This is a genomic window from Cognatishimia sp., assembly GCF_964229375.1.
GTDB lineage: Bacteria > Pseudomonadota > Alphaproteobacteria > Rhodobacterales > Rhodobacteraceae > Cognatishimia.
In genome coordinates this window covers 1-12,683 of sequence record NZ_CAXREH010000067.1, presented here as the reverse complement: position 1 = coordinate 12,683, position 12,683 = coordinate 1, and the positions used below count along the sequence as shown (strand labels likewise).

The window sequence follows — 12,683 nt, the reverse complement described above, 5'->3', positions numbered from 1 at the left end:
GCTGATCCACCCTGGCTTTCACAAGACGGGCACATCGTCACTGCAAACAACGATGCGCAAGAATGCGGATGTGATTGCGCCTTGGGTGCGGGTGAACACGCTGGAAGAAACCAAGGATCTGCGGCTCGCCGCCTGGCTTTTCGCCCGCAATGCTGATGCCGAGATGCATGATCTTTTGCGCGAGACCATTCAGGCGTTTTTCGCACAGTTCGACCCCGACGATACACGCGATCTGTTGATTTCAGAAGAAGACCTTGCGGGCTCGATGCCCGGACGTCACGGCAAAACCACGTATGACAAGGCGGGACAGACCCTTTCGATCCTTATCCAAGAGCTGTCCAAAACCGGTTTTGCTGGCCACGATCTGCACGTCCTGCTGACGTTGCGCGACACGAAAGCCTGGGCCAAAAGCTGCTACAGCCAGCATTTGCGCAGCCGCCCTATGACGCTTGATCTGGAGAGCTATCTGCAATCCCCCGCCGCCGCATGCGACCTTGCGACGAATGCGGACGAGATCGCCAAAGCCATTGCGCCTGTACCTGTGCACTGCGCCTGGCTTGAAGACATCGGCGCGCGCCGCCTTGGACCGGCCGAGGCCGCGATTGATTTGCTGCCTCAGCTCAGCAAACACCGCGCGGTGATGGAGCCGACCGGCATCACCAACGGTACATTGCCCAAAGAGCTGGCCGCGATTTATCTAGATCTGAACCGCCAAGACCTCGATCCGATGGAGCTGAAACAGGCAAAACTTCAGGCCCGGAAAGCGTTCTGGCGCGCGCGCAGGCAAGCGACCTAGCGCAGCCAAACGCTTGCAATTCGCCCGATCAAGCCCCACAAGCGCGTCATGAGCGATACACCAAAATCCACAGGATCCCCGGAGCCAAAACCCAGATCGCATGGACGCAAGTCGATCTCTGCCTCGTTTAAACCACGCGAGCTGATGACCCAGACTCCGCGCCTGCATAACATCTGGTCGGCCCATATCATCACCCTGTTCCCCGGTGCGTTTCCCGGCGTTTTGGGTGAAAGCCTGACAGGTAAGGCCCTGAAAGATGGCAAGTGGCAGCTCGAAACAACAGATCTGCGCCCCTTTGGGGAAGGCAAGCACCGCAACGTCGATGACACCCCTGCTGGCGGTGGCGCGGGTCTTGTGCTGCGACCGGACGTTCTGGGAAAAGCCATCGATCACACTCTGAAATCCGTCAAAGGGCGCTGCCCGCTGGTCTATCTGTCTCCGCGCGGACGGCGGTTTGACCAATCCATGGCCCGCGCGTGGGCGCAAAATGATGGCGTTGTTATGCTGTGTGGCCGGTTTGAGGGCGTCGATCAACGGGTTCTGGATCACTACAATATCCAAGAAGTATCGCTAGGCGATTTCGTCATGACCGGCGGAGAAATCGCAGCGCAGGCCATGATTGACGCAACCGTGCGCCTGCTGCCATCGGTTCTGGGCAATGCCGAGAGCATCGAAGAGGAAAGCCACTCCAACGGGCTTTTGGAGCACCCGCAATACACCCGCCCCGCAGAATGGCGCGGGCTAGAGATTCCTGAGGTGCTGACCAGCGGCAACCACGGCAAGGTCGACGCATGGCGACGCGCCCAAAGCGAGGCGCTGACGCAAGAGAGGCGGCCGGATTTGTGGGCGCGGCATAAAGGATAGCGCAGATGAAAAAGGCCAAAGTGCTGGTTTTAGGTGGATACGGTCTCATCGGTGCTGCGACCGTTCACGCGCTTAACGACCGTGATCTACAGATCAAAGCATTGGGCAGGTCCAAAGCAAATTCGATGGCCTCTGGCTTTGAAGGCGAATGGGTTTTCGCGGATGTGACGAAGTATTCCGTTGCCGACTGGGAAGCATGCTTATCGGGTGTTTCGGTTGTGGTGAATGCTGCTGGAGCACTGCAGGATGGCGCGCATGGGACGCTGGAAGACATCCATGTGAACATGGTGGCAAATCTTTGCGCCGCAGCTGCGGATCGCGACATACGTGTCGTTCAAATATCGGCCGCTGGAGCAGAGCTCACAGCAGATACAGAATTTTTGCGCAGCAAAGCCCGCGGTGATGAAATTTTGCGCAAGGCGGCTGTTGAGAGCATTATCCTCAAGCCAACTCTTGTGATTGGGCGCAACGCCTTTGGTGGGTCTGCGATTTTACGCGGCGTGGCAGGGCTTCCAGGTGCCCGATTTAATTTTCTGGCGGACAGTCACATCCAAACCATCGGGTTGGAAGAGTTGGCTCAAGCCATTGCAGATTGTGTAGAAGGCAAGCTGCCTTTCAATCACACCTTTGAGCTCTCCGAATCTGAACACCGCAACCTACCTCAAACAATTGACCTAATCAGAAAATGGTTGGGGTTTCCGACACCAAAACTCAGAATACCTATGCCTCAAGTGGTGCTTTCTACTGCTGCCAGATGTGGTGATCTTCTAGGTCGTTTGGGTTGGCGACCTGCATTGCGGACAACATCAATCAAAATTCTTTCCAACGGGATCACGGCAGACAGTTCTGTATGGCAAGCAATGGGTGGGCGAAAATTCAAGTCGTTGGAGACGACTCTCACAAACATGCCCGCAACGCTACAGGATCGTTGGTTCTCTAGGCTCTATTTCATGATGCCAGTTGCAATCGCCTGCCTTTCCGTATTTTGGATCGCATCCGGTCTCATCGGATTCCTGAAATTTCAAGACGCAGCGGCGGTTTTGATAACCCAAGGTTTCGGGAACACATTAGCCTCAGGCTTCGTATTATTAGGTTCATGCTTCGACATTTTCCTTGGCCTATTGCTGCTTTGGCGACCTTTCGCCAAGCGAGCTTCTCTTGGCATGATCGCTGTTACGATAGCGTATTGCTTGGGTGCGCTCCTATTCGTACCGTCACTTTGGGTAGATCCTTTGGGGCCAATGGTGAAAGCTATTCCGGCAGCGATGCTTGCACTATTTGCTTTCCTGAGTCTTGAGGACAGATGACGTATCAAGTTCTATTATTTGCGCATATCTTGGGGGCATGTGTTCTTTTAGGAACCGGCGCAGGCATCGCATTTTTCATGCTGATGGCGCATCGCAGTGGGTCGGCACGAATTATTGCCCACACGGCAGGTGTTGTGGTCATAGCAGACATGATCTTTACGGCGACTGCCGTTGTGGTCCAGCCTATCACCGGAATGCTCCTCGCGATAGAAACGGGATGGCCTATTTTTGAAGGCTGGATTCTCGCATCTCTCATTCTTTACGCGATCACAGGTGCATTTTGGCTGCCTGTTGTCTGGATCCAAATTCAACTTAGAAAATTAGCAGAGCGTGCCCTTGCAGAAGATCGCGCTTTAGAACCAAGGTACTTTCGCCTATTCAAGATCTGGTTTTATTGTGGTTTTCCAGCATTTGCAGCGGTCTTGGGAATTATTTGGCTAATGCTTACAAAACCGACCCTCCCTTTTTAAGCATCCCTTGCCACACCCCACATTCCCCCCTATACACCGCCTGTCCGGGACTCATTTCTGAGTCGTCGGGCCTTTTGTGTATTGGCATGGCCTCTCCTTCTTCGGATCAGGTGCCCTTCGCGAAAGAGACATAAGCAACGACGGCTACCCTCTGGCGGGCGCTCCTTTTGGATCAAGCGGACCCGGTGAAGACGCAGAGTTCTTGGACGGCACCTAACTTTGTGGGCAAAACCACAAGCAAAATAGGAGAAGATCTGATGGATCTGATCGCAGAACTCGAGGCGGAACAACTCGCCTCTCTGGGCAAAGACATCCCAGATTTCAAAGCTGGCGACACTGTTCGCGTTGGCTTTAAAGTAACCGAGGGCTCCCGCACTCGTGTTCAGAACTACGAAGGCGTTTGCATTTCTCGCAAAAATGGCTCCGGCATCGCTGGCTCCTTCACTGTTCGCAAGATTTCATTTGGTGAAGGCGTGGAACGTGTGTTCCCTCTGTACTCCACCAACATCGACAGCATCACCGTCGTACGCCGTGGCCGTGTACGTCGCTCCAAGCTGTACTACCTGCGCTCCCGCCGTGGTAAATCCGCGCGTATCGCAGAAGACACCAACTACAAAGCGCCTAAAGCGTAAGGAGTGGACTGATGAAAAAAGATACGCACCCAGATTACCACTTCATCGACGTCAAAATGACCGATGGCACTGTTGTCAAAATGCGCTCCACCTGGGGTGCCGAAGGCGACCAGCTGGCGCTCGACATCGATCCTTCCGTGCACCCAGCATGGACAGGCGGCAACTCTCGCCTGATGGACGCGGGCGGCCGTGTTTCCAAGTTCAAAAAGAAATACGAAGGTCTGGGCTTCTAAGTCTGGCCACTTTGGTTTCGAAAACGCCGTCCCTCATCGGGGCGGCGTTTTTTGTTGGGCACACGCTGTGATGCGCCGCCACCACCCTTTTCAGGCGAGACACTTAGACCAGCGCAACGCCGTCAACCGTCACGCGGTGCATAAGACGCCGATAGCCGTGATAGTCATTGATCGCCTTGTGCCACGTCGCTCGATTGTCCCACATCGTCAGATCCCCCTCTTGCCAACGCACGCGACATTGGAATTCGGGCTGCATGCAATGGTCATAAAGCATCTGCAACAGCGCCTCTGATTCATCCGGGCTGAGACCTTCGATCTGCGTGGTAAACACCGGGTTCACATACAGGCCACGACGCCCACTTAGCGGGTGGGTGATGACAACAGGGTGGCGCGCGTCCTGCGTTGCAACTGCGGCATTTAACAGCCGCCCGCTTTTTGCAGCCTCGCTGTCCGATACGGTTGCCCCAAAGACGTGACGCGAGGAATGGATTGCGCTCAGGCCATCCAGAAACTCACGCATCGTTGCAGAGAGCGCCTCATAAGCCGCTCCCATCGACACAAACAGCGTATCGCCCCCAAAGGGCGGCATTTCGATGGCGTGCAGGATCGACCCCAACGCTGGGATTTGGTCGTAGGAATGGTCGGTGTGCCACCCTTCTCCGACGGCTTCTTTTTGATCCTTCTCCTTCAGGACGGTCGCGATCTCGGGATGCCCGTCGACAGGTTTAAAGAAGCGATTGACGTTGATGGGACCAAAGCAACGGGCGAAGGTCAGGTGATCTTGCGGCGCAAGTGTCTGCTCGCGCAGAACGATGACCGAATATTTTGCAAAAGCCGCTTGGATCTCCTCAAACTGATCACTCTGTGTGACGTCGGCTCCATAAATTTCCGCGCCCAGAGCGCCGGTGAGTGGCCGTATTTCCATCGTTTCCCTCGTGCATTTTGACCTACGCTAGATCAAGTCGCAGGTTCCGGAAAGAAAGAACAAACTTATCAGCGCAACTTGGTCAACCCATAGGTCAATGCACCAAATAGCAATCCCCAGACGGGGGCCGCAATTCCGACAAAGGAAATTCCCGAGACCGTCGTCAGGAAGGTGATCAGCGCGGCCTCGCGGTGGGCGGGTGTCTCGATGGCGGCGGACAACGAGGCCGCAATCGTCGGCAAAAGCGCAAGGCCTGCGAGAACGGCGACAAAGACCTTTGGGGCTGCAAGGAACAGGCCGATCACCGCAGCGCCAAACACGCCCAAAATGATATACATCAAACCACTGAAAACAGGCGCGAAATAACGTTTTTCCGCGTCTTCCCCGGCCTCTTCATTGGCGCAAATTGCGGCTGTGATGGCGGCAAGGTTGAAGGCAAATCCACCAAAGGGGGCCAAGACCACAGTCAGCGCGCCTGTCACGTTCAGGGCCGACGAGACCGGTGCGCGATATCCGGCGCCACGCAGCACTGCGACGCCTGCCATATTCTGTGAGGACATGGTCACCAGATACAGCGGCAGTCCCACGGAAATCAGAACGGACATGTCAAAAGAGGGCATCACGAACACCGGCATGGCCACCCCAACGCCGCTCCAGGCGCTCAGGTCAAACTCCCCCGTCGCCGCGGCAAACCCAAGGCCATAGACCAACAGCAAAGGCACAGCGAAGCGTGGTGCGAAACTGCGGGCCAGCACATAGGCCGCGATCATCGATCCGGCAAAAACCCAGTCGATTTGCAGCGCGCCAAAGGCCTCAACCCCAAAGCGGAACAGCACGCCTGCAAGCATAGCATTCGCCAGCGCGTCTGGGATCCAGTCGTTCAGACGCTCAAACCACCCAGTCAGCCCTGTGATCAACAACAGCAGGCCGCAGAACAAAAAGGCCGCGACGGCCTCGGACAAGGGAACCCCCGGCAGGGCCACAACCAAAAGGGCCGCTCCGGGTGTGGACCAGGCCGTCAGCATGGGAATGCGGTGGCGCAACGACAAGTAAATGCTTGATAATCCGCAGCCTAACCCAAGCGCCAACATCCAACTGGAGGCTTGTTCTGGCGTCGCCCCGGCCGCAAGGGTCGCCTGATAAATGATCGCAACGCTGCCCGCATAGCCCACCAGAACCGCCACACATCCAGCGATGACATGGGAAAGACGCAATTCGGACATTCTGCTGACCCCTTGGGTTGAAATATCGCAAACAAGGTAAACCGTGCGATGTCGCGAAAGACAAGCTAAGTTCAATATTGAAGACCCGATACAGGCACTTCGGGGATATTTAGAAAGGCAGAGCAGGCCATGAAAAGACTGTTGCTTCTAATTCCGCTTATTTTGGCGGGCTGTGTTACGCCGACTTCGGATAAAGAACCACAGATGCTGGCGATCGGGGATTCGATGATGGCCGCCCATGGCATCTCGCAACGCGCTATTTCGCACGTCATCAGCAAAGAACTCGGAGAGCCGGTGGTCGACCGCTCTGTGATCGGTGCCCGTATTATCTATCCGCTGCCGCTCACGGGGGCTGTCGGGTTTAACATTGGCAAACAGTATCGCGGTGGTCAGTACGACTGGGTCATCGCCAATGGCGGCGGCAATGACATCTGGCTGGTCTGTGGATGCACGGGCTGCAAACGCAAACTGGACCGTTTGGTCTCGGCTGATGGCAAAAGCGGCGAAATCCCCGACCTTGTCACGCGCCTGCAAACCAGTGGCGGGCAGGTTCTGTGGCTTGGGTATCTGCGCACACCGGGCAAAGACTCTCCGATCGAGAGCTGTGCTGAGGAAGGCGACATCCTGGAAGAGCGACTCCAGAAAATGGCGGCAACCCGCAAAGGGTTCCACTATCTGTCGATGGCGGATCTGGTGCCGAATGGGGATCTTTCCTATCATGGCCTTGATCGCATCCACCCATCGATCAAAGGCAGCGCTGCCATCGGCAAACGCGCCGCAGCCTATATTCGCAGGGTGGACCCAACGCGCTAGGGGGCACTTATGGCAGAACTTTTCATCGCAGCAGACGGACGCCCGCGCTGTGCCTGGGCAGGGTCAGCTCCAGAGTTTCTGGATTATCACGACCGCGAATGGGGGTTTCCTGTCAAAGACGACCAGCGCCTGTTTGAAAAAATCTGTCTCGAGAGTTTTCAGTCAGGCCTGAGCTGGCGCACGATCCTGAACAAACGCGAGAATTTTCGCGCGGCTTTCGACGGTTTCGACTTTGAAAAGATGGCGGAATACGATGAGGATGACGTCACGCGTTTGCTGCAGAACGCCGGCATCATCCGGCATCGCGGCAAGATCGAAGCGGTGATTAACAACGCGCAAAGGGCCAAAGAGATGGTTCTGGCCGAAGGCTCGTTGGCCCGCTTTTTCTGGCGCTATGAACCGGACCCCAAGACGCTGGGTACGCCGCATACGTTGACCATGTCGCCTGACTCGATCGCGATCTCGAAAGAGTTGAAAAAACGCGGCTGGAAGTTCGTCGGCCCAACGACGATTTTCGCCTTTATGCAGGCAATGGGTCTGATCAATGACCACGACATTGGCTGTGTTATTCGCGAGGAATGCGAAGAGGCGCGCAAAACGTTTGTGCGCCCCTAGTTATTGGCCCAGCGCCTGCGCCAGATCGTCGATCAGATCGCCCGCATCTTCGATCCCGACAGACAGTCGCAACAGCGTTTCTGGAATGCCGGTGTGCGGCTCGATCGTGTGGCGATGCTCGACAAGGCTTTCGACCCCGCCAATCGAGGTTGCGCGCAAAAACAGATTAAGGCGCCCAGTGACCCGAAGTGCATCGGCTTCGCTGCCTTTGACCAGCGCAGACAACACATAGCCGTATCCACCCGACATCTGACGTGCTGCCGTATCGTGGCCTGCATGCGATGCAAGGCCCGGATAGTACACGTCCGAAATCTGTGGGTGATCCACAAGATAGTCTGCGACGGCCTGAGCATTCTGGCACATGCGTTCGATCCTAAGTGGCAGGGTGCGCAGCCCGCGCACCAAAAGCCAGGCTTCAAACGGACCCATAACAGCACCGGTCTCGGCGCGATCATCTTTGATGGCCTGCCAAACCGCGCTGTCGCGCGCCGCAGACAGAACGCCACCCAGAACATCGGAATGCCCATTCATAACCTTGGTGGCCGAGTGCATCACAAAATCCGCACCAAAGTCGATGGGACGCGTCAAAAGCGGAGAGGCCGCGGTGCTGTCCACCACCAACAGCCCGCCGGCGGCGTGGGTCAGCTCTGCGGCCTGCGCGATATCCGCGGTTTTAAGCCATGGGTTTGAGGGCGTCTCGATAAAAACCAGATCCACTTTCGCACCAATCGCGGTTGCGAGGGCAGCGGCATCACTTGCATCCACCTCGACCAGATCGATACCGCGCCTGTCACAGAAACCACGCAGCCATTTCGTTGTCCCCCAATAGATCCCCGACTGCACAACAGCCCGCGCGCCAGTGGGCAACCAGCGAAACGCCGCCGCAATCGCCGCCATTCCTGCTGGAAACAGCAACGCGTCCTGCGCGCCTTCCAAGTCGGCGATGATCCCTTCGGCTGCGCGAACCGGTTCGTTGTGCGGACGGATATAGACGTTGTCGGCGTTCAGCGGCGCATAGTCTTCGCCCCTCCGATAGGTCGTAGACGGTTGAATCGGCATGACAACGCCTCCGGTGACATCATCATAGCTGCCGCCGGCATGGGCCGCATATGTCGCGGGTTTGACATCTTTTTTCATGGTGATCTCCTTGCGATGCATCTTTCGCACGCGCGCACCGAGTTTCAATAGCCAAAGCGCACGACGCGGTGTAAAGCCTGCGCATGGCCCGCGTGATCCTCTTTAACAAACCGTTTGATGTGCTGTCGCAGTTCACCGACAAGGGCACAGAGGGCTCGACGCGCCGCACGCTTTCCGAGTTCATTGACGTGCCCGGCGTTTATGCTGCTGGCCGCCTTGACCGCGACAGCGAAGGGCTTTTGGTTCTGACCGACAGCGGCAAATTGCAAAACCGCATTGCCAACCCCAAGAACAAAATGAGCAAGTGCTATTGGGTTCAGGTCGAGGGAATCCCCACGGATGACGCGCTGCAAGACCTGAGGCAGGGCGTCGATCTGAAGGACGGCAAAACACGGCCTGCCAAGGTGCGCAGGATGGATGCGCCCGCTGGCCTCTGGCCGCGCACACCACCCATCCGTGTGCGCAAATCCGTGCCCGACTGCTGGATCGAACTGACAATTTCCGAAGGGCGCAACAGGCAGGTGCGACGCATGACGGCCGCCGTTGGACACCCGACATTGCGGCTGATCCGATACCGCGTTGGATCGTGGACTTTGGACGGCATCGACTCTGGAAACTGGATAGACGGCGCGCCAGTTTAGGCCCGCAGACACGCTATCCGCTTGAACCCTTGCGCAAATTGCAAGACAAGAGCCCCAAACCGTGCTTCCCCTAAATGCAAACACAACATATAGTGGCGTTAAGGGCATAAGGCCGTAGGGCCACATCAGCACGACCGAGCATATTGAGGATCGAGAGATGGCGCATATTATCGTTGTGGGAAACGAAAAAGGCGGGGCCGGTAAATCCACCGTTTCAATGCACGTGGCTTCGGCCGTGGCACGTATGGGATTTTCCATTGCCGGACTGGACCTTGACCTGCGCCAACGCACCTTTGGCCGCTATGTCGAAAACCGCGAACGCTTCGCCGAAAAGGCAGAAATCGAGCTGCCGTCGCCGAAGTATTTCGAGTTGCCAGAGATCGATCCGGCGAGCCTTCAGGAAGGCGAAAACATCTATGACATGCGCCTGTCCGCCGCGATCGCGACGCTTGAGCCTGACAATGATTTCATCCTGATCGACTGCCCTGGCTCGCACACACGTCTCAGTCAGGTCGCGCATTCGCTGGCCGACACCTTGATCACGCCCTTGAATGACAGCTTCGTCGACTTTGACCTGCTGGCCAAAATTGATGTCGACGGCGAAAAGATTATGGGCCCCTCTGTCTATTCCGAAATGGTCTGGAACGCGCGCCAACTGCGGGCGCAGGCCGGTCTGAAGCCGATCGACTGGATCGTCGTGCGCAACCGTCTTGGCGCGCAGCAAATGGTCAACAAGGAAAAGATGGGCAAGGCGCTGGAACGTCTGGCCAAACGGATCGGGTTCCGCACTGCCCCTGGCTTTAACGAGCGCGTCATCTTCCGCGAACTCTTTCCGCGCGGGCTGACCCTTCTGGATCTGAAAGACATCGGCGTTAAGCAGCTCAATATTTCCAACGTCGCAGCCCGTCAGGAACTGCGCGACCTGATCAAAGAGCTGAACCTGCCAGACGTCGAAATCAACTTCTAACCCAAGAGCAAACTATGGCGCGACACAGCGACATTCAGGTCATTGCGCCAAATTTGAAGCGGCGTCTTTCAGGCGTGACCGCAACAATCGCACGGCTTGTGCCGCTTCAGGCAAAAATGATCGGTATCGTTGCCACGGGCCCTGGTTTGCCGAGCGATCTTCCGCATGTGCCGATCTGGAAACTAGCCTTTCTAAAGGGTGCGCCCCGCCGGGTTTTTCACGCCCGACGCAACACTGAAATGTTGTTAGGACTGTTTTTCACACGCGTTTTTCGCAAGAACTGGAAACTGCTTTTCACCAGCGCATCGCAACGCAAGCACTCGGGCTATACCAAATGGCTGATCTCGAAAATGGATGGGGTTGTAGCGACGTCGCAGAAAACCGCCAGCTATCTGGAACGCGATTCGACCGTAATCCTGCATGGGATCAATCTGGACAGCTTTCAGCCAACGGAATTTCGCGCAGCCAAACGCGGTGAGCTTGGGCTGCCCGAGGGTGTCTTTCTGGGCTGCTATGGCCGCATTCGACATCAAAAAGGTACGGACGCTTTTGTCGAGGCCATGCTGACGCTTTGCACGTTGCACGATGATGTGCATGGCATCGTCATGGGGCGGGCAACGGAAAAACACACAGGCTATCTGGCTGATCTGAAAGCACGAGTCGCAGACCACGGACTGGCAGATCGCATCCACTTCATGCCTGAAGTGACAGTGGATCAGATGGCCGACTGGTATCAGGTGCTGGACCTGTTCGTCGCCCCACAACGCTGGGAAGGCTTTGGACTGACGCCACTAGAGGCCATGGCCTGTGGCGCCCCTGTGGTGGCGACAGATGTCGGGGCGTTTGCCGAAATTGTCACAGATCAGGCGGTCGGCAGCGTCGTTGCACCCGACGATATCCCCGCTTTGACAAAGGCCTGCGCCGACATGTTGGAGAATCGTAACACTCTAGCGGAGGCCGGAATTGCCGCGCGGCAGCACGTCGAGCGTCATTTCAGCATCCAAAACGAGGCACGCGCGCTGGTTGATGTCTATCAAGGGCTGCTTGACGCCAAATAATAGCGTAAATCGCGTTCTTTGATGCCCCACATCACAAGAATACGGCGCCCTGCCCCTTTTTTCCACAGGCAAAGATCGCTATGAGAGCCCGTCCGAAACACTCGGGCACCAAAGTCTTATGGAGAAGAAAATGGGATATCGCATCGTCGTCGTTGGCGCCACCGGGAATGTGGGCCGCGAAATGCTGAATATCCTCGAGGAACGTCAGTTCCCCGTGGATGAACTTGCCGTTCTAGCGAGCCGTCGTTCGCTGGGCACCGAAGTCAGCTTTGGCGATAAAACCCTGACCACCCAGGATCTGAATGCCTTTGACTTCACCGGCTGGGACATGGCGCTGTTTGCTGTGGGCTCCACCGCGACCAAGGAATACGCGCCCAAAGCGGCTGCGGCCGGCTGTGTCGTGATCGATAACTCCTCGCTCTATCGCTACGACCCCGACGTGCCTCTGATCGTGCCAGAGTGTAACCCCGAGGCGGTCCACGGCTATTCCAAGAAAAACATCATCGCCAACCCGAACTGCTCGACAGCTCAGATGGTTGTAGCGCTGAAGCCGCTGCATGACCGCGCGAAAATCAAACGCGTCGTGGTCAGCACATATCAATCCGTCTCTGGCTCTGGCAAAGACGCGATGGACGAGCTGTGGGATCAGACCAAAGCGGTCTATAACCCGACCTCTGATGTGCCGCCAAAGGTCTATACCAAAGAGATCGCCTTTAACGTGATCCCGCACATCGACGTGTTCATGGAAGACGGCTCCACCAAAGAAGAGTGGAAAATGGTGGCCGAAACCAAAAAGATCGTGGACCCGAAAATCAAAGTCACCGCGACCTGTGTGCGTGTGCCTGTATTCGTAGGCCACTCCGAGTCCATCAACATCGAATTCGAAGAGTTCCTGGACGAAGACGAAGCCCGCGAAATCCTGCGCGAAGCCCCGGGCATCATGGTCATCGATAAACGCGAAGACGGCGGCTATGTGACCCCGAAAGAATGCGTCGGCGATTT

At 56.5% G+C, this 12,683-nt stretch carries 15 protein-coding genes; 12 read left to right on the top strand and 3 right to left on the bottom strand.

Annotated elements, in window-relative coordinates; all coding sequences use genetic code 11:
• The 6 genes from ACEQWH_RS05225 to rpmE all read left to right on the top strand — a co-directional run.
• The coding region (locus ACEQWH_RS05225) for a hypothetical protein (protein WP_370228658.1) at window positions 1-796 on the top strand (796 nt) is incomplete at its 5' end.
• 48 nt (window positions 797-844) lie between these two features.
• Window positions 845-1,660, top strand: coding sequence for a tRNA (guanosine(37)-N1)-methyltransferase TrmD (gene trmD, locus ACEQWH_RS05220; RefSeq protein ID WP_370228657.1), 816 nt, complete (start codon window positions 845-847; stop codon window positions 1,658-1,660).
• Window positions 1,661-1,665: 5 nt separating this feature from the next.
• Window positions 1,666-2,967: an SDR family oxidoreductase gene (locus ACEQWH_RS05215; protein ID WP_370228656.1), complete on the top strand. Its 1,302-nt coding sequence runs from the start codon at window positions 1,666-1,668 to the stop codon at window positions 2,965-2,967.
• Window positions 2,964-3,437 (top strand): DUF2269 family protein, encoded by a 474-nt coding sequence (locus ACEQWH_RS05210; RefSeq protein WP_370228655.1) that lies wholly within the window; start codon window positions 2,964-2,966, stop codon window positions 3,435-3,437. Before ACEQWH_RS05215 ends, ACEQWH_RS05210 begins: the two co-directional genes overlap by 4 nt.
• A gap of 257 nt (window positions 3,438-3,694) precedes the next feature.
• On the top strand, window positions 3,695-4,069 hold the full coding sequence (rplS, locus tag ACEQWH_RS05205) for a 50S ribosomal protein L19 (protein WP_370228654.1): 375 nt from the start codon (window positions 3,695-3,697) through the stop codon (window positions 4,067-4,069).
• Between the two features lie 11 nt (window positions 4,070-4,080).
• Window positions 4,081-4,302, top strand: a complete 222-nt coding sequence (gene rpmE, locus ACEQWH_RS05200) for a 50S ribosomal protein L31 (RefSeq protein WP_209355252.1) — start codon at window positions 4,081-4,083, stop codon at window positions 4,300-4,302.
• Between the two features lie 103 nt (window positions 4,303-4,405).
• Here the strand turns inward: rpmE and ACEQWH_RS05195 are convergent, their stop codons facing one another.
• Window positions 4,406-5,227 (bottom strand): TauD/TfdA dioxygenase family protein, encoded by an 822-nt coding sequence (locus tag ACEQWH_RS05195; RefSeq protein WP_370228653.1) that lies wholly within the window; start codon window positions 5,225-5,227, stop codon window positions 4,406-4,408.
• Window positions 5,228-5,295: 68 nt separating this feature from the next.
• Window positions 5,296-6,450, bottom strand: a complete 1,155-nt coding sequence (locus ACEQWH_RS05190; protein ID WP_370228652.1) for a benzoate/H(+) symporter BenE family transporter — start codon at window positions 6,448-6,450, stop codon at window positions 5,296-5,298.
• 129 nt (window positions 6,451-6,579) lie between these two features.
• On the opposite strand from ACEQWH_RS05190, the gene ACEQWH_RS05185 reads away from it, so the two are divergent.
• Both ACEQWH_RS05185 and ACEQWH_RS05180 read left to right on the top strand, forming a co-directional pair.
• Window positions 6,580-7,263, top strand: a complete 684-nt coding sequence (locus ACEQWH_RS05185; RefSeq protein WP_370228651.1) for an SGNH/GDSL hydrolase family protein — start codon at window positions 6,580-6,582, stop codon at window positions 7,261-7,263.
• Between the two features lie 9 nt (window positions 7,264-7,272).
• Window positions 7,273-7,878, top strand: a complete 606-nt coding sequence (locus tag ACEQWH_RS05180; RefSeq protein WP_370228650.1) for a DNA-3-methyladenine glycosylase I — start codon at window positions 7,273-7,275, stop codon at window positions 7,876-7,878.
• Here ACEQWH_RS05180 and ACEQWH_RS05175 read toward each other — a convergent pair whose 3' ends face one another.
• Window positions 7,879-9,015, bottom strand: coding sequence for a PLP-dependent aspartate aminotransferase family protein (locus tag ACEQWH_RS05175; protein ID WP_370228649.1), 1,137 nt, complete (start codon window positions 9,013-9,015; stop codon window positions 7,879-7,881).
• Between the two features lie 83 nt (window positions 9,016-9,098).
• Between ACEQWH_RS05175 and ACEQWH_RS05170 the strand changes: the two genes are divergently transcribed.
• From ACEQWH_RS05170 to ACEQWH_RS05155, 4 genes are all read left to right on the top strand, one after another.
• Window positions 9,099-9,656, top strand: coding sequence for a pseudouridine synthase (locus tag ACEQWH_RS05170; RefSeq protein ID WP_370228648.1), 558 nt, complete (start codon window positions 9,099-9,101; stop codon window positions 9,654-9,656).
• Window positions 9,657-9,813: 157 nt separating this feature from the next.
• A complete protein-coding gene (locus ACEQWH_RS05165; RefSeq protein WP_370228647.1) occupies window positions 9,814-10,623 on the top strand; it encodes a division plane positioning ATPase MipZ in 810 nt (269 codons plus the stop codon).
• A gap of 14 nt (window positions 10,624-10,637) precedes the next feature.
• The gene (locus ACEQWH_RS05160) at window positions 10,638-11,681 is read left to right on the top strand and encodes a glycosyltransferase family 4 protein (protein WP_370228646.1); all 1,044 of its coding nucleotides are present in this window, start codon (window positions 10,638-10,640) and stop codon (window positions 11,679-11,681) included.
• Window positions 11,682-11,811: 130 nt separating this feature from the next.
• Window positions 11,812-12,683, top strand: an 872-nt coding sequence (locus ACEQWH_RS05155; RefSeq protein ID WP_370228645.1) for an aspartate-semialdehyde dehydrogenase, incomplete at its 3' end; no start/stop codon positions are given.

Excerpts from the sequence above, each read along its gene's own strand:
- ACEQWH_RS05170 (WP_370228648.1), top strand. The coding sequence starts at position 9,099 with ATGGCCCGCGTGATCCTCTTTAACAAACCGTTTGATGTGCTGTCGCAG.
- ACEQWH_RS05185 (WP_370228651.1), top strand. The coding sequence starts at position 6,580 with ATGAAAAGACTGTTGCTTCTAATTCCGCTTATTTTGGCGGGCTGTGTT.
- rpmE (WP_209355252.1), top strand. The coding sequence starts at position 4,081 with ATGAAAAAAGATACGCACCCAGATTACCACTTCATCGACGTCAAAATG.
- ACEQWH_RS05165 (WP_370228647.1), top strand. The coding sequence starts at position 9,814 with ATGGCGCATATTATCGTTGTGGGAAACGAAAAAGGCGGGGCCGGTAAA.
- ACEQWH_RS05160 (WP_370228646.1), top strand. The coding sequence starts at position 10,638 with ATGGCGCGACACAGCGACATTCAGGTCATTGCGCCAAATTTGAAGCGG.
- ACEQWH_RS05215 (WP_370228656.1), top strand. The coding sequence starts at position 1,666 with ATGAAAAAGGCCAAAGTGCTGGTTTTAGGTGGATACGGTCTCATCGGT.
- rplS (WP_370228654.1), top strand. The coding sequence starts at position 3,695 with ATGGATCTGATCGCAGAACTCGAGGCGGAACAACTCGCCTCTCTGGGC.
- ACEQWH_RS05190 (WP_370228652.1), bottom strand. The coding sequence starts at position 6,450 with ATGTCCGAATTGCGTCTTTCCCATGTCATCGCTGGATGTGTGGCGGTT.
- ACEQWH_RS05175 (WP_370228649.1), bottom strand. The coding sequence starts at position 9,015 with ATGAAAAAAGATGTCAAACCCGCGACATATGCGGCCCATGCCGGCGGC.
- ACEQWH_RS05195 (WP_370228653.1), bottom strand. The coding sequence starts at position 5,227 with ATGGAAATACGGCCACTCACCGGCGCTCTGGGCGCGGAAATTTATGGA.
- ACEQWH_RS05210 (WP_370228655.1), top strand. The coding sequence starts at position 2,964 with ATGACGTATCAAGTTCTATTATTTGCGCATATCTTGGGGGCATGTGTT.
- trmD (WP_370228657.1), top strand. The coding sequence starts at position 845 with ATGAGCGATACACCAAAATCCACAGGATCCCCGGAGCCAAAACCCAGA.
- ACEQWH_RS05180 (WP_370228650.1), top strand. The coding sequence starts at position 7,273 with ATGGCAGAACTTTTCATCGCAGCAGACGGACGCCCGCGCTGTGCCTGG.